The organism is Geodermatophilus sp. SYSU D00705 (assembly GCF_054050135.1).
Genome location: NZ_JBJGYT010000003.1, coordinates 43,033 through 58,761, shown reverse-complemented (window position 1 = coordinate 58,761; position 15,729 = coordinate 43,033). Strand labels below are relative to the sequence as shown.

Genomic DNA, 15,729 nt, shown 5'->3' with positions numbered 1-15,729 from the left:
GCGTGCGCCAGGCGGGGACGAGCGTGCGCCACCTGCTGGTGCGGCCGGACTTCCGCCGGCTGCTGGGCACGCGCCTGTCCGCGCAGTTCGGGGACGGCGTGGTGCAGGCCGCGCTCGCCGGCACGGTGCTGTTCAACCCGCAGCGCGCGGCCGACCCGCTCGACGTCGCGGCCGGGTTCGCCGCGCTCCTCCTGCCCTACTCGCTGGTCGGCCCCTTCGCCGGCGTCTGGCTGGACCGGTGGAGCCGCCGCCAGGTGCTGTTGCGGGCCAACCTCGTCCGGTGCGCCCTGGTCGCGCTCCTCGCCGGACTGGTGTGGTCCGGCGTCTCCGGCGCGCCGTTCCTGCTCACCGGCCTGGCGGTCTTCTCGGTCAACCGCTTCGTCCTCTCCGCCCTGTCCGCGGCGCTGCCCCACACGGCCGACGAGCCGTCGCTGGTGCCGGCCAACGCCCTGTCGACGACCTCCGGGGCGGTGGCCACGGTGGTGGGCGGTGCGGTCGCCGTCGCGCTGCTGCCCCTGGCCGGCGCGGGGGACGGCGCCTACGCGGCGGCCACCCTGGCGGCGGCGCTGCCGTACCTGGTGTCCGCGGGGGTCGTCGCCGGGTTCGGCCGCGGGTACCTGGGGCCGGACACCGCGACCCGGACGGCGTCCCCGTCGGTGCGGACGGTGGGCGCCGGGATGGTCGCCGGCGCCCGGCACGCGTGGAGCCGCCCGCCCGCCGTCGTCGCGCTCGCCGTGATCACCGCCCACCGGCTGTGCTTCGGCCTGGTGACGCTGATGACGCTCCTGCTGTTCCGGAACACCCTCGACGCGTGGGGGCCGGTGCCCGGCGGGCTCGGCGGGCTCGGGGTGGTCGTGGCCACCGGCGCGGCGGGCACCCTGCTCGCGGCGGCGGTCACCCCGGCGGCGGTGCGCCGGCTCGGGCGGTCCCGCTGGGTGACGCTGCTGCTGGCCCTCGCCGGGCCGCTGCTGGTCGCCCTCGGCCTGCCCGCGCTCCCGCCCACCGTCGTCCTCGCGGGGTTCGTGCTGGGCTTCGTGGGCCAGGGGGTCAAGATCTGCGTCGACGCCACCCTGCAGGAGGCGGTGGACGACGACTTCCGCGGCCGGGTCTTCTCCGTCTACGACACGCTGGTCAACGTCAGCTACGTGGTCGCGCTGGTGACGGCGGCCTTCCTGCTGCCCGCGTCGGGCGTCTCCGCCGGCCTCGTGGTCGCCGTCGGCGCGATCTACGCCCTCACCGCCGTCCTCAGCCGGAGGGCCGGCGGAGGCTGAGGAGCGAGGTTTCCTGCGTTCTCAGCCTCCGCTCAGGCGACGAGGGGAGCCAGTTCCAGCCCGCAGGCGAGTGGCTCCGCGCGGAGGCGCCGGACCGGGAAGCGCAAGAGCGTCACGCGGGCAGCCTGGAGGGCGTTCTGCCGCCGGAGGTCTGCAGCCCAGTCCGGAGCGCTCAGGTGGAATGCCGCCCCGTCGGCCTCGGCGGCCACCCGGTGGCGCCGCCAGTACGCGTCGACGAAGTACGTACCCAGCGGCGTCTCGACCGCCGCGTTCCACTCCGGCTCGGGGACCTGCGCTGCGACGACGGCCCGGCGGAGATCAGCCTCACCCACCGACCGCATCCCCCGCCGCGCGTCGGCGATCGCGGCCTGGAGCCAGGGTGTCATCCGCCGGGCGAGCGCGGCCGCCTCGTCCTCGAGCTCCCGCACCGTGCACAGGCCGCGCTGGAGGACGTCCGCCACGACGTGGTCGACGTCGGCCCGGCGGCGCGAGGTGATGGCGACGTCGACGGCAGCCCGCGCCGCGGGTGCCACCGGGAGCCGGTCGACGACGAACCCCTCGGCCACGGGACGACGACTCTGGTGGACGACCACGAAGCCCCTCGACCGCAGGTGCTGCCCGTGGGGTGTGGTGACCTCCACCAGGCCACCCTCCGGCAGTGAGGCGTAGTCACCTCGAACGCCGGCGACGCGCACCGCTCGCGACGGTTCCTCGATGCGAGCGCCCCACGCCAGCAGGGCGCTGCGATGGGACAGCACCGCAGCCTCCCCCGCGAACAGCAGCGCCGCGTGCCACCGCTCCGTCCGGGTGAGGGGCCCGGAGTGACTGACGAGGACACCCGGGAGCGGTTCCTGCCAGCGACCCGACGCGACGGCGGTCCGCATCCGGTAGGCGCTGATGCCACGCACCAGCAGCAGCTTCCGGGGCGCGACCTGTTGACCTCGGTGGTCGATCGGCGGGAGGTGCACCCGCGCAGGCTGGACCAGATGGGGCCCGCCTCGCTTCCACCGTCCACAGCGGAGGCTGGAGAGCGAGGATTCCTGCGCCCTCAGCCTCCGCTACACAGCGCGGGCGGCCCACCAGGCGCGGAGTTCGGCCTCGGCCTCGTCGCGGTCGAGCGGCCCGCGCTCCAGCCGCAGCTCCTTGAGGTGCTTCCACGCCTCGCCGACCTCGCGGCCGGGCGGGATGCCGAGGATCTCCATGATCGCGTTGCCGTCGAGGTCCGGGCGCACGCGGGCGAGGTCCTCGGCCGCCGACAGCTCGGCGATCCGCTGCTCGAGCGAGTCGTAGGTGGCCGACAGCGCCGCCGCCCGCCGCTTGTTGCGGGTCGTGCAGTCCGAGCGCACCAGCTTGTGCAGCCGGGGGAGCAGGTCGCCGGCGTCGGTGACGTACCGGCGCACGGCGGAGTCGGTCCACTCGCCGCGGCCGTAGCCGTGGAAGCGCAGGTGCAGGAAGGTCAGCCGGGAGACGGCCTCGACGATCTCCTTCGAGTACCGCAGCGCCATCAGCCGCTTGCGCACCAGCTTGGCGCCGACCACCTCGTGGTGGTGGAACGACACCCGCCCCCGCGCCTCGTGACGGCGGGTGGCCGGCTTGCCGATGTCGTGCAGGAGGGCGGCCAGCCGCAGCACGAGGTCCGGCTCGGTCACCGACGCGTCGGCCCGCTCCAGTGCGATCGCCTGGTCGAGCACGGTCAGCGAGTGGCTGTAGACGTCCTTGTGCTGGTGGTGCTCGTCGATCTCCATGCGCAGCGCAGACAGCTCCGGGAGGACGACGTCGGCCAGCCCGGTCGAGACGAACAGCTCCAGCGCCGTCCGCGGGGCGTCCTGCAGCAGCGTCTTGGACAGCTCCACCTGCACCCGCTCCGGTGTGATCCGGGCCAGCTCGCCGGCGAGCGACGTCATCGCCGCGAGCACGTCGTCGTCCGGCGTCAGCCCGAGCTGGGCGACGAAGCGGACGGCGCGCAGCATCCGCAGCGGGTCGTCGGCGAAGGAGTCGACGGCGGCACCCGGGGTGCGCAGCCGGCGCGCCAGCAGGTCACCGAGCCCGCCGTAGGGGTCGGTGACGGTGCGGTCGGGGCCGAGGGAGACCGCCATGGCGTTGACCGTGAAGTCGCGCCGGGCGAGGTCGTCGACCAGCGAGGTGCCCCAGGCGACCTCCGGGTTGCGCGACTCCCGGTCGTACCGGTCGGCCCGGTACGTCGTGATCTCCAGCCGGACGCCGGACACCTCCACGCCGACCGTGCCGAACGCGATGCCGGTGTTCCACGTGGAACTGGCCAGGCCGCGCACCAGCTCGAGCACCTGCTCGGGGCGGGCGTCGGTGGTCAGATCGAGGTCACCGGGGACGCGCGGGCCGCCGGAACCGGCCGCCAGCAGCGCGTCGCGCACCGAGCCGCCGACGAGGTGCACCTCGAAGCCGGCCGCGGTGAAGCGCTCGCCGAGCCGGGTCAGCACGGGGGAGACGTCGACCAGCTCCCGCACGGTCTCCTGGACGGCGGGCGGCACCGGTTCGACGACCGGGGGACGACTTGCGGGCTGACCGGACACGACGATCCAGGGTAGTGCCGTGGCGCGCGCTACCCTCCTGGCATGGCTGGGACGGGTGGTCGAGGGCGCCCCGGCCGCCGGTTGCGCCGGGTCGACGAGACCTCCGCCGGGGGCCTGGTGGTCGCTGACGACCCCGTCACGGGGCCGCGAGCGGCGCTCATCGGCCGCACCGACCGCCGCGGCCGGCTCCTGTGGTCGCTGCCCAAGGGCCACATCGAGGAGGGCGAGACCCCGGAGGACACCGCCGTCCGCGAGGTCGCCGAGGAGACCGGCATCGTCGGCGAGGTCGTCGCCCCGCTGGGCATCATCGACTTCTGGTTCGTCGCCGACGGCCGCCGCGTGCACAAGACCGTGCACCACTTCCTGCTCCGCGCCATCGGAGGAGCCCTGTCCGACGCCGACATCGAGGTGACCGAGGTCGCCTGGGTCCCCCTCGACGAGCTCGGTGACCGGCTGGCCTACGCCGACGAGCGCGCCCTCGTCGAGCGGGCACCGGCACTCCTCGCCGACAGCGCGTGAGCGGTCGGCGACCCTTCCGCACCCCTCCCGCGCCGCACCGGGGCCGCACCTGCGGCCGGGCGGCGCCGCTCTGCGCCGTCCTGGTGGGGTTCCTGGCCGCCCCCCTCGTCGGGCTCGGCCCGCTGCCGGCGGCCGCGGCCACACCCGGCGAGCCCTCGCCGGTGAGCGAGGACGACGCCGCCCGGCCGGTCCAGCTGGAGGCCACCCGCATCGACCCGCGGACGCTGGCCCCCGACGCCGTCGTCACCATCGCCGGCACGCTGACCAACACCGGCAGCGAGACGTTCACCGGCCTGGAGGTCCGTCTGCAGCGCGGCGACCTGCTCGAGAGCCGCGCCGAGCTGCAGGCCACCGACGCCGACCGCGACCCGATGACCGACGTCGCCACGCCGTTCCAGCCCGTCCCCGGGGAGCTGGCCCCCGGCGGGTCGGTCGCCTTCGCGCTCACCACCACCGTCGCCGAGCTGCAGATCGCGCGAGACGGCGTCTACCCGGTGCTGCTCAACCTCAACGGCGCCGCGGCCGACGGCGAGCGCCGCCGGCTGGGGGAGCTGTCCACCTTCCTCGTGCAGCCCCCGGCGCAGCCGGCCGCGGCCACCGGCGTCGCCTGGCTGTGGCCGCTGGTGGAGCACACCCACCGCGACGCCGACGGCGGGTTCGCCGACGACGGCCTGGCCGACGCCGTCGAGGACGGCGGCCGGCTGGACCGGGTGCTGTCCGCCGTCGAGCGGCTGCCCGAGACCGCAGCGCCCGAGGGCGGGGACCCCACCCCGGTGGTGCGGGTGACCCTCGCCGTCGACCCCGCGCTGGTCGAGGAGCTGGAGCTCATGGCCGCCGGTCCCTACGACGTGGCCGGGCAGGACGACGCCGGACAGGGCACCGAGGACGCCGCCGAGTTCCTCGACCGGCTGCGGACCGTCGCCGTCGACCACCCGGTGGTGGCGCTGCCCTACGGCGACGTCGACGCCGACGCCCTCACCGCCGCCGGCCTGCCGGGCGTGGTCATCCGCAGCCTGCCGGGCACCCCGCAGGGGACGGCGCAGGACGACCCCGACGCCTCGACCCCGGCCGCTCCCACCGACGGCAGCACACCCCCGGAGGCGGACGACGACCCGACCGGCGCCGGCGCGGAGATCCTCCGCGACGCCCTGGGCGTCGAGCCCCGCACCGACCTGGCGTGGGCCGTGGGCGGGTCGGTGCGCCCCGACACGGTGGCCACGCTGCAGGCCGGCGGGGTACGGGAGCTGGTGCTCTCGCCGGACGGCCTCACCGACGGCACCGCGGCGCTCGGGCTGGACGGCGGCGGCGCCGCGGCCCGGACGGCGGTCCCCGTGGACGGCGGCGAGGTCGACGCCCTCGTCGCCGACAGCGCCCTCAGCGGGCTGGTCGGCGCGGCGTCCCGGTCGACCGGCGGCGCCCGGGTCGCGGAGCAGCGCTACCTCGCCGAGCTGTCCCTGCTGGCGCTGCGGGGCGGGAGCGACCCGGCCGGGCAGACGGTGCTGGTGGCCCCGACCCGCGAGGTCGACCCCGACCCCGGCGGCGCCGCGGCGATGATGGCCGCCGCCGCCCAGCTGCCCTGGCTGCGGCCGGCGACGGTGTCCCAGCTCGGCGACGGGCCGTCGGCGGCCACCGGCGAGCTGGCCTCCCCGGACGCACCGGGCGGGCTGGAGCCCGCGGGCCTGGCCGACGTCGTCACGGCGATCGGCATCCGCGACGACCTCGCCGGCGCGGTGGTCGACGACCCCGGCACCGTCCTGGCGCCCTACGACGCCGCGGTCGCCCGGGCCGTGTCCGCCGCGTGGCGCGACGACCCCGCGGGCTTCGACGCCGGCGCCGCGGACCTGCTGGCCACGCTCGGCCGGCTGCGGGAGCGGGTCACCCTGCTCTCCCCGGCCGAAGGCACCTACAGCCTCGCCTCGGGCGACGCCCCGCTGGTGCTCACCGTCCGCAACGACCTGCCGTTCGCCGTCCGGGTGTTGCTCCGGGTGCAGCCGCGGGGCAACGCGGCCCTCACCGTCGGCGACATCGGCGAACAGGTGCTCAACCCCGGCCAGCGGACGACGCTGCCGGTGCCGGCCGAGGTGCGCCAGTCGGGGCGCTTCGGCGTCGTCGCCACGCTCATCACGCCGGACGGCGGCCCGCTGGGCGACCCGGTGGAGCTGCAGGTGAAGAGCACCGCGTACGGGTCGATCTCGCTGTTCATCACGATCGGCGCCGCCGCGCTGCTGGGTCTGCTGTTCCTCCGCCGCCTGGTGCTGTTCGTGCTCCGCCGCCGGCGGGGCACCGCCGAGCCGGTCGAGCAGCCCCAGCCCCTGCCCCCGACGCGGAGCCCGGTGTGACCGCCGCCGGCCGCGACGAGCGGCCCGTGGAGGAGCGCCGGCGCCGGATCCCGCTGCCACCGGTCCCCCCGGCGACCCGGTCGGGCGCGGACCGGTCCGACCGGGCGGCCGGCCCGCCACCGGTTCCCGGTCCCGGCACGCCGCCCGCGCTCCCGCTGCCCCCGCCGCCGTACCCGCGCACGTCCGCGCCCACGGCGTCCCCCGTGCGGCCGGAGGCGCCTCCGGGGTCCTGGGCGCGGCCGCTGCCCCCCGTGCCGCCCCCGCGGCCGCGCCCGGGACGCTGGGTACCCGGGCCCGACGACACCCAGCTCATCCCGGTGCTGCCCGCGGTGCCGCGCCCGGTCGACGAGTCCGACGAGGACCTCGACGCCCGGGAGGGGGCGCCCGGCGCCAGCCGCGGCATCCTTCGCGCCGCCGGGACCATGGCCGTGGCCACGCTCGTCTCCCGGGTCACCGGCCTGCTGCGCACGATGGTGCTCGCCGCCGCGCTGGGCGTCGGGCTGGTCAACGACGCCTACAACACCGCGAACACGCTGCCCAACATCGTCTACGAGCTGCTGCTCGGCGGCGTCCTGACCTCGGTGATCGTGCCGCTGCTCGTGCACGCCCAGGAGCGCGACCGGGACGGCGGCACGGCGTACGCCCAGCGGCTGGCCACGGTCGCCGTCGCCGGGCTGGTGGTCGTGACGGCGCTGGCCATCGTGATCGCACCGGCCCTCACGGCGCTCTACGGCATCCAGGGCGACCCGGAGCAGGTCCGGCTGGCCAACTGGCTGGCGCGGATCCTGCTGGTGGAGATCGTGTTCTACGGCGTGGGGGCGCTGGCGCAGGCGATCCTCAACTCCCGCGGGGTGTTCGGGCCGCCGGCCTGGGCCCCGGTGCTCAACAACGTCGTGGTCATCGCCACCGGCGTCCTCTTCGTCGCCGCCACCGGCCCGGGCGACCTCACCCCGGCGACCATCACGCCCGCGCAGGTGTGGCTGCTCGGCGGCGGCACGACGCTCGGCATCGCCGCGCAGGCACTGGTGCTGCTGCCGCTGCTCGGCCGGGCCGGTGTGCCGCTGCGACCGCGCTGGGGGCTGCGGAACACCGGCCTGCGCGAGGCCGGCTCGCTCGGCCTGTGGGTGATCGGGTACAGCGCGGTGAGCGCGGTCGGCGTCGCCGTCGCCACCCGCATCGCCAACGCGGCCGGCCGCGCGGACGGACTGGGCTCCAGCGCCTTCGCCATCGCCAGCCTGCTGTTCCACATGCCCTACGGGATCATCGGCGTGGCCCTGCTGACCGCGCTGCTGCCGCGGATGAGCCGGGCGGCCGCACGGGCCGACGTCCCCGGCGTGGTGCAGGACCTCGGCCTCGGCACGCGCCTGTCGGCCCTCGGCCTGCTGCCGGTCACCGCCGCCCTCACCGTGCTCGGGCCGGCCCTCGCGACGGTGGCCTTCGCCCGGGGCAACACCAGCGTCGAGGAGGCGCAGGCCATCGGGACGGCGCTGGCCGTCGGCGCCTTCGGCCTGCTGCCCATGGCGGTCACGCTGCTGCAGCTGCGGGTCTTCTACGCCATGAAGGACGCCCGGACGCCGACGCTCATCCAGCTGGGCATGGTGGCCGTGCGGGTGCCGCTGCTGCTGCTCGTCCCGGTCGTCGTCGGCCCCGAGCACGTCGTGGCCGGGCTGATGCTGGTCACGAGCATCACCTACGTGGCCGGCTGGGTGCTGGGCCACGTGGCGCTGCACCGGCGGCTGGGAGCCCTGCACGGCCGCGCCACCCTGGGCCCCGTGCTGCGCATCGCCGCCGCCTCCGCCGTGGCAGGCCTGCTCGGGTGGGGCGCGGTGCTGGTGACCGAGGACGCCCTCGGCTCGTCGGTGGCGGGGTCGCTCGGCACCCTGCTGGTCGGTACCGTGGTGATCGGCGTCGTGGCCCTGGCAGGGCTGGTGCTCGCCCGAGTTCCCGAGGTCCGTGAGCCCCTGGCCGCCGTCAGGGCACGGCTGGGGCGCGGGTGAACACCCCGGCGACGCCCTCGCCGGGGCAACCCAGCCGCCGGCCGGGATGGGAGTGGGGGTCGGCTGCGTCGATGACGTCCACGACCACCGGCCTCCCCGACCGGTACCGCCCGCTCGACGAGGTCGGGCCCGCGGAGAACACCGCCACCGGCGTCATCCGCTGCTGGCGCGCCAAGGACCGCATCCTCAACCGCGACGTCGCCATCCGGGTGCACACCCCCGGCGGCCTGGCCGCGCGCGACTGGATCACCCGCGCCCTCACCGCCGGCGGCCTGGCCACCCCGGCCCTCGCGATGGTGTACGACGCGGCGGAGGGCAGCGGCGGCACCGCCCCCGGTGGCTCGGCCTACGTCGTCAACGAGTGGATCGAGGGGCAGACCCTCGCCGAGCGGCTGGCCGGGGGCCCGATGCCCGAGCGCGAGGCCCGCACCGTGCTGCGCCGGCTCGCCGAGGGCGTGGCCGAGGCGCACCGCGTCGGGCTGGCCGTCGGCGGGCTCACCCCCGAGACCGTCGTCCTGCGGCCCAACGGCCTGGTCGGGCTGCGGGCCGTGCCCGCCGCCAGCGGCACCCTGCAGGGCGACATCGCGGCGCTCGGCGAGCTGCTCGAGTACTGCCTGACCGGCCGCCGCCCCGGCGAGGAGCCGCAGCCCGGGCCGCGTCCGGGCATGGCGCCCGACCTGGCCGCCCTGGTGCGCCGCGCCCGCTCCACCGAGCCCGGCGGCGGTCTGTCGAGTGTGGCGGCGATGGCCGCGCTGCTCGCCGAGCGGCCCCGCGGTCACGTCTCCGAGCCGGTGCGCGGCGCCGACGAGAGCGACAGCGGGTGGCTGCGCCGGCTGCGGGAGCGCCGGGAGGACGACGCCACCGACGACCCCGCGCCCACGATGAACACCACCGGGCCGGGCGCTCCGCGCCGCCTGGACGCCCAGGGCCGCCCGCCGGTGCCGGCACCGCACCCGGTCGACGCCGACGAGGACCTGCTGCCCCTGGCCTCCGGCTTCGGGGTGTACGAGGACGACGACCACGGCTACGACGAGGTGACGCCGGAGCCGGAGGACGACCACGAGCGCTCGCCCGCGCGCCGGCGGCTGCTCGTCATCGGGCTGCCGCTGGCCGCCCTGGCGATCGTGGTCGCGCTGGCCTGGTGGTTCGGCTCCAGCGTGCTGTCGGTGGCCGGCTCGGTCGACGCGGAGGACACCACGTCGCCCCCGCCGGTCAGCAGCGCCCCGCCCGAGGACGACGCGGCCCCCACCCCCGCGGAGGGCCCGCCCGCCACGATCGTCGAGGGCACCGTGCTCGACCCCGGCGGCGACGGCGAGCCGGAGAACGTCGACGAGATCCCGCTGTCCTTCGACGGGGACCCCGCGACCGCGTGGTCGACGCTGACCTACCGCGGCTCACCGGCCTTCGGCAACCTCAAGGACGGCGTCGGCGTCGTCTACGACCTCGGGTCGGAGCAGGCACTGGCCGGTGTCGCGCTCACCACGAACACCCCCGGGGCGACCGTCGAGGTGCGGGCCGGCGAGCGGCCCGACGACGGCCTGGACGGCTTCGACGTCGTCGCCTCCGGCGAGCTGGAGGAGACCACGGACCTCGCGTTCGACGAGCCGGTCACCACCCGCTACCTGCTGGTGTGGGTCACCGGCCTGGTGCCCTCGGACGACGGCTTCTCCGCCGACATCGCCGAGGTCGCGCCCCAGCCGGCCGACTGACTCGCGCCCGGTCGGGTTTTCCGCCCCCTGGAATGCGCCGCTGCTCACGGGGGAATGCGGCTTCTACCATCCACGTTGTGCCGCCCGTGACCTCAGACCACCCGACCCCCGGCCCCGCCGTGACCACCGACGGGAACCCCGCGATCCCGCCGGCGGAGCATGACGGCATCCGTGACCTGATCATCATCGGGTCGGGCCCGGCCGGCTACACCGCCGCCGTCTACGCCGCCCGCGCCAACCTCCACCCCCTGGTGTTCGAGGGCTCCCAGTTCGGTGGCGCGCTGATGACCACCACCGAGGTCGAGAACTTCCCCGGCTTCGCCGAGGGCATCCAGGGCCCCCAGCTGATGATGGACATGCGCCAGCAGGCCGAGCGCTTCGGCGCCGAGCTCGTCGCGCGGGACGTCAGCGAGGTCGACCTGACCGCCGAGCCGAAGATCGTCAAGGTCGGCGACGAGGTCCACCGGGCGCACGCCGTCATCGTCGCCACCGGCTCGAAGTACCGGTACCTGGGCCTGGACAACGAGGCCCGCCTGCTCGGCCGCGGCGTCTCCGCCTGCGCCACCTGCGACGGCTTCTTCTTCCGCGACCAGGACATCATCGTGGTCGGCGGCGGCGACTCGGCGATGGAGGAGGCCACCTTCCTCACCCGCTTCGCCAAGACCGTCACCGTGGTGCACCGGCGTCAGGAGCTGCGCGCCTCGAAGATCATGCAGCAGCGCGCCCAGGAGAACGAGAAGATCCGCTGGGCGCTCGGCAAGCAGGTCACCGACGTCCTCGGTGAGGAGACCGTCTCCGGCGTCCAGCTCACCGACGTGGAGAGCGGCGGCACCGAGACCGTCCCGGTCACCGGCGTCTTCGTGGCGATCGGCCACGACCCGCGCAGCGAGATCTTCGCCGGCCAGCTGAAGCTGGACGACGAGGGCTACATCCAGGTCGAGCACCCGACCACCCGGACCAACATCGACGGTGTCTTCGCCTGCGGCGACGTCGTCGACCACATCTACCGGCAGGCCATCACCTCGGCCGGCACCGGCGCCTCGGCCGCGATCGACGCCGAGCGGTACCTCGCCGAGTCCTTCGGCGAGCGCTGAGCCCGTTCGCCGCCGGGTGATGCGGGGCACCCACCAGGCCGGGGCATAGACGGCCGGTCCGGTCGGTTACCCCTGCCAGGCCCACACCACAGCCACGAACCACGAGGAGAACGACCATGGCAGGCAACACCGTGACGGTCACCGACGCCAGCTTCGCCGACGACGTGCTGGGCAGCGACAAGCCCGTGCTCGTCGACTTCTGGGCGGAGTGGTGCGGCCCGTGCAAGATGGTCGCTCCGGTCCTCGAGGAGATCGCCGCCGAGCACGGCGACAAGCTGACGATCGCCAAGCTGAACATCGACGAGAACCCGCAGATCGCCCGTGACTACCAGGTCATGTCGATCCCGACGATGACGGTCTTCCAGGGTGGCAAGCCGGTGAAGAGCATCATCGGGGCCAAGCCGAAGGGCGCGATCCTCTCGGACCTCGCCGACTACATCTGACAGAGGACCCCCATCCCCCCACGCCTCCACGCTCGGCGCGGGGCCCCGAACGGTGGCCGTTCCAGCACGTCACTGAGGGCCTCCCCGGCCGTGTGCCGGGGAGGCCCTCGTGCGTCCGGGTGCCCCCCGGGAGGCCGGGCGCACGGCCGGGGACCACAATCGACCCCACGATGGGAACCGACAGCCGCATGCACCCCCTGGGCCCCGGTGACCGGGGCCCCGCCGTGGCCGACGTGCAGGCCGCCCTGCGCGCGCTCGCCCTGCTGCCCTCCGGGGACGGCGGCACCGAGGACGAGTCGCTCGAGGACGCGGTCTACGGCCCGGCCACCGAGCTCGCCGTCCGGCACTTCCAACAGGTCCGTGGCCTCTCGGTCGACGGCCGGGTCGGTGCGGAGACCTACCGGGCCCTCTCGGAGGCCCGCTGGTCCCTGGGCGACCGGCTGCTGCACCACGACCCGGAGCGGCCCATCCGCGGGGACGACGTCACCAACCTGCAGGAGCGGCTGCACGAGCTCGGCTACGACGCCGGCCCGGTGGACGGCGTCTTCGGGCCGGAGACCGAGGTCGGCCTGCGGGCCTTCCAGCGCGACTACGGGCTGACCTCCGACGGCACCTGCGGGCCGGCGACGCTGCGCGCGCTGCGCCAGCTCGGCCGCAAGGTCACCGGCGGCCGCCCGCAGCTGCTGCGGCAGAGCGCCAGCTTCGTGGAGAGCGGACCGCACCTCATCGGACGGCGGATCGTCATCGACCCCGGGCACGGCGGGGCCGACACCGGGTTCACCGCGGGGGAGACCACCGAGGCCGACCTCGTCCTCGACCTGGCCTCCCGCATCGAGGGCCGGCTCGCCGCCGCGGGGGCGACCGTCTACCTGACCCGCGGGCGGAAGCAGAACCCCGACCCGGCCGACCGGACGGCGTTCGCCAACGACGCCCGCGCCGACCTCTTCCTCTCCCTGCACATCGACGCGCACGCCTCCGAGCACGCCCGCGGCGTGGCCAGCTACTACTACGGCACCGGGTCCGGGGCGTCGTCCACGGTGGGGGAGCAGTTCGCCAACCTGCTGCGCCGCGAGGTGGTGGCCCGCACCGGCCTGATCGACCTCGGCTCGCACCCCAAGACCTGGGACCTGCTGCGCATGACCCGCATGCCCGCGGTGCGCATCGACTGCGGCTACCTCTCCCACCCGGTGGACCGGCTGCTGCTGCTCGACGCCCGGCTGCGCAGCACCGTGGCCAGCGCCGTCCTGGCCGCCGTCCAGCGGCTGTTCCTGCCCGCCGAGGCCGACCCGCCGACCGGCACCTTCGTCCTCCCCGGGAGGGTGTGAGCGGACTGGTCCGTCCTGCCCGCCGTGTCCCCGGCAGGCAACGGCGGGCGGCTCCCTACACTCGACGGGTGGCCAATCTCCCGCCCGGCACGCCTCCGGGCCCCGGCGTGACCCCCCACCCGGCTCCGCGCCATCCGCGGCTGGACCCGCTGGCGGACCGGTACGCAGCACGCACGCACGGGATGAAGACCTCGGAGATCCGGGCACTGTTCTCGGTCGTGAGCCGGCCCGAGGTCGTCTCGCTGGCCGGGGGCATGCCGGCGGTCACGGCGCTGCCGCTGGACGCGGTGGGCTCGATGATCGGCGAGCTGGTCTCCGGCATGGGCGCGCAGACCCTGCAGTACGGCTCCGGTCAGGGCGACCCGCGGCTGCGCGAGCGCATCTGCGACGTCATGGCGCTGGAGGGCATCACCGACGCCTCGCCCAGCGAGGTCGTGGTCACCGTCGGCTCCCAGCAGGGGCTGGACCTCGTCACCCGGGTCTTCTGCGACCCCGGTGACGTCGTCCTCGCCGAGGGGCCGTCGTACGTGGGCGCGCTCGGCGTCTTCGACGCCTCGGAGGCGCGGGTCCGGCACGTCCCGATGGACGACGACGGCCTGATCCCCGAGGCCCTGGAGCAGGCCCTGCTGGAGTGCCGGGCCAACGGCGACCGGGTGAAGTTCCTCTACACGGTGCCGAACTACCACAACCCGGCCGGGGTGACGCTGTCCGAGCCGCGCCGCCAGGCGGTCATGGAGATCGCCGAGCGCTACGACCTGCTCGTCGTCGAGGACAACCCCTACGGGCTGCTCGGCTTCGACCGGGAGCCGATGCGGGCGCTGCGGGCGCGCGACAGCCGGCGGGTCATCTACCTCGGGTCGTTCTCCAAGACGTTCTCCCCGGGCCTGCGCGTGGGCTGGGTGCTCGCCCCGCTCGCCGTGCGCGAGAAGCTGGTGCTGGCCACCGAGGCGCAGGTGCTCTGCCCGCCCTCGCTCACCCAGTACGCCGTCGCGCGGTACCTGGACACCCAGCCATGGCGCGAGCAGATCAAGCACTTCGTCGAGCTCTACCGCGAGCGCCGCGACGCCACGCTGGAGTCCCTCGAGCAGCTGATGCCTTCGGGCACGACCTGGACCAGGCCGGACGGCGGGTTCTACGTGTGGCTCAAGCTGCCGCACGGCCTGGACGCCAAGCTGATGCAGCCGCGCGCGGTGAACGCGCACGTCGCCTACGTGCCGGGCATCGGCTTCTACGCCGACGGGTCGGGGCGCGAGTACATGCGGCTGTCCTACTGCTACCCCGAGCCGGACCAGATCCGCGAGGGCGTGCGCCGGCTGGCCCGCGTCATCGAGGCCGAGCTGGACCTGCACTCCACCTTCGGCGCCGTGGACACCGGCTCCTTCCGGGCCGTCACCCGGTCCACCCGCAGCCACGAGGCCGAGAACATCGTCGGCCCGGCCAACAGCGACACCTACGAGGACGGACGCGCATGAGTGAGTCGGCCGCACCCGCCGCGGAGCCCGCGGCGGCACCGCACCCCCTGCGCGCCGTCGTCCTGGCCGGTGGGCTGAACTTCGAGCGCGAGGTCAGCCTCTCCTCCGGCACCCAGGTGTGGGAGGAGCTGACCCGCGCCGGGGTGGACGCCGAGGTCCGGGACGCCGACGCCGAGCTGCTGCCCGGACTGGCCGCCGCCCCGGCCGACGCGGTGTTCATCGCGCTGCACGGGGCGACCGGCGAGGACGGCGCGCTGCGGGCGGTGCTCGACCTGGCCGGCGTCCCCTACGTGGGGTCGCCCGCCGCGGCCTGCCGGCTGGCCTGGGACAAGCCCGCCGCGAAGTCGGTGGTGCGCTCCGCGGGCGTCACGACGCCGGACTGGGTGGCCCTGCCGCACAGCACGTTCCGCGAGCTCGGCGCGGGCGCGGTGCTGGACCTCATCGTGGCCCGGCTCGGCCTGCCGCTCATGGTCAAGCCGGCCTCGGGCGGGTCCGCGCTGGGGGCGCAGAAGGTGACCCGGGTGGAGGACCTCCCGGCCGCGATGGTCAGCTGCTTCGCCTACGGCGACACCGTGCTCGTCGAGCGGTTCGTCGACGGCGTGGAGCTCGCCCTCTCCGTCGTCGACCTCGGGGAGGGGCCCGAGGCGCTGCCGGCGGTGGAGATCGCGCCGGAGTCGGGCGTGTTCGACTACACGGCCCGCTACACCCCCGGCCTCACCGAGTACCACGCCCCGGCGCGGGTGCCCGACGAGGTGGCGGCCGCGGCCGCGGCGCTCGCCGTCCAGGTGCACCGGGTGCTCGGCCTGGCCGACCTGTCCCGCACCGATGCGATCGTCAGCCCGGACGGCGAGGTGCACTTCCTGGAGGTGAACGTCTCCCCGGGGCTCACCGAGACGTCGATGTTCCCCATGGCGGTGGAGGCGGCCGGGCACTCGCTCGGCGACGTCCTCTCCCGGCTGCTGACCCGCCGGGCGACCACCGAACGCTGAGGGGGACTCCTCGCTCGCCAGC

The 15,729-nt window shown here is 75.5% G+C and carries 12 protein-coding genes; 10 read left to right on the top strand and 2 right to left on the bottom strand.

All coding sequences use genetic code 11. From position 1 onward, the window contains the following. Positions 1 to 2 precede the first annotated feature (2 nt). Complete coding sequence (locus ACI78Q_RS03200; RefSeq protein ID WP_456921870.1) at positions 3 to 1,271, top strand: MFS transporter; 1,269 nt, start codon at positions 3 to 5, stop codon at positions 1,269 to 1,271. Positions 1,272 to 1,303: 32 nt separating this feature from the next. Here ACI78Q_RS03200 and ACI78Q_RS03195 read toward each other — a convergent pair whose 3' ends face one another. Then, positions 1,304 to 2,239, bottom strand: a complete 936-nt coding sequence (locus tag ACI78Q_RS03195; protein WP_456921869.1) for a DUF559 domain-containing protein — start codon at positions 2,237 to 2,239, stop codon at positions 1,304 to 1,306. Positions 2,240 to 2,329: 90 nt separating this feature from the next. Continuing rightward, complete coding sequence (locus ACI78Q_RS03190) at positions 2,330 to 3,820, bottom strand: CCA tRNA nucleotidyltransferase (RefSeq protein WP_456921868.1); 1,491 nt, start codon at positions 3,818 to 3,820, stop codon at positions 2,330 to 2,332. Positions 3,821 to 3,862: 42 nt separating this feature from the next. Here ACI78Q_RS03190 and ACI78Q_RS03185 point away from each other — a divergent pair, with 42 nt between their 5' ends. From ACI78Q_RS03185 to ACI78Q_RS03145, 9 genes are all read left to right on the top strand, one after another. Continuing rightward, a complete protein-coding gene (locus ACI78Q_RS03185; protein WP_456921867.1) occupies positions 3,863 to 4,339 on the top strand; it encodes an NUDIX hydrolase in 477 nt (158 codons plus the stop codon). After that, positions 4,336 to 6,678 (top strand): DUF6049 family protein, encoded by a 2,343-nt coding sequence (locus ACI78Q_RS03180; protein WP_456921866.1) that lies wholly within the window; start codon positions 4,336 to 4,338, stop codon positions 6,676 to 6,678. Before ACI78Q_RS03185 ends, ACI78Q_RS03180 begins: the two co-directional genes overlap by 4 nt. Before the next feature lie 251 nt (positions 6,679 to 6,929). Further along, complete coding sequence (gene murJ / locus ACI78Q_RS03175) at positions 6,930 to 8,675, top strand: murein biosynthesis integral membrane protein MurJ (RefSeq protein WP_456921865.1); 1,746 nt, start codon at positions 6,930 to 6,932, stop codon at positions 8,673 to 8,675. Between the two features lie 71 nt (positions 8,676 to 8,746). Continuing rightward, positions 8,747 to 10,384, top strand: coding sequence for a protein kinase family protein (locus ACI78Q_RS03170; protein WP_456921864.1), 1,638 nt, complete (start codon positions 8,747 to 8,749; stop codon positions 10,382 to 10,384). 119 nt (positions 10,385 to 10,503) lie between these two features. Then, positions 10,504 to 11,478 carry a thioredoxin-disulfide reductase gene (gene trxB / locus ACI78Q_RS03165; RefSeq protein WP_456921863.1) on the top strand — a complete coding sequence of 325 codons (975 nt, stop codon included), beginning with the start codon at positions 10,504 to 10,506 and terminating at the stop codon, positions 11,476 to 11,478. 116 nt (positions 11,479 to 11,594) lie between these two features. Continuing rightward, the gene (gene trxA, locus ACI78Q_RS03160) at positions 11,595 to 11,921 is read left to right on the top strand and encodes a thioredoxin (RefSeq protein WP_456850861.1); all 327 of its coding nucleotides are present in this window, start codon (positions 11,595 to 11,597) and stop codon (positions 11,919 to 11,921) included. Positions 11,922 to 12,091: 170 nt separating this feature from the next. Further along, positions 12,092 to 13,246, top strand: coding sequence for an N-acetylmuramoyl-L-alanine amidase (locus tag ACI78Q_RS03155; RefSeq protein WP_456921862.1), 1,155 nt, complete (start codon positions 12,092 to 12,094; stop codon positions 13,244 to 13,246). A gap of 68 nt (positions 13,247 to 13,314) precedes the next feature. Continuing rightward, positions 13,315 to 14,718, top strand: a complete 1,404-nt coding sequence (locus tag ACI78Q_RS03150; RefSeq protein WP_456921861.1) for an aminotransferase-like domain-containing protein — start codon at positions 13,315 to 13,317, stop codon at positions 14,716 to 14,718. Continuing rightward, complete coding sequence (locus ACI78Q_RS03145) at positions 14,715 to 15,707, top strand: D-alanine--D-alanine ligase family protein (protein ID WP_456921860.1); 993 nt, start codon at positions 14,715 to 14,717, stop codon at positions 15,705 to 15,707. The genes ACI78Q_RS03150 and ACI78Q_RS03145 overlap by 4 nt, the downstream gene beginning before the upstream one ends. The last annotated feature ends 22 nt before the right edge of the window (positions 15,708 to 15,729 follow it).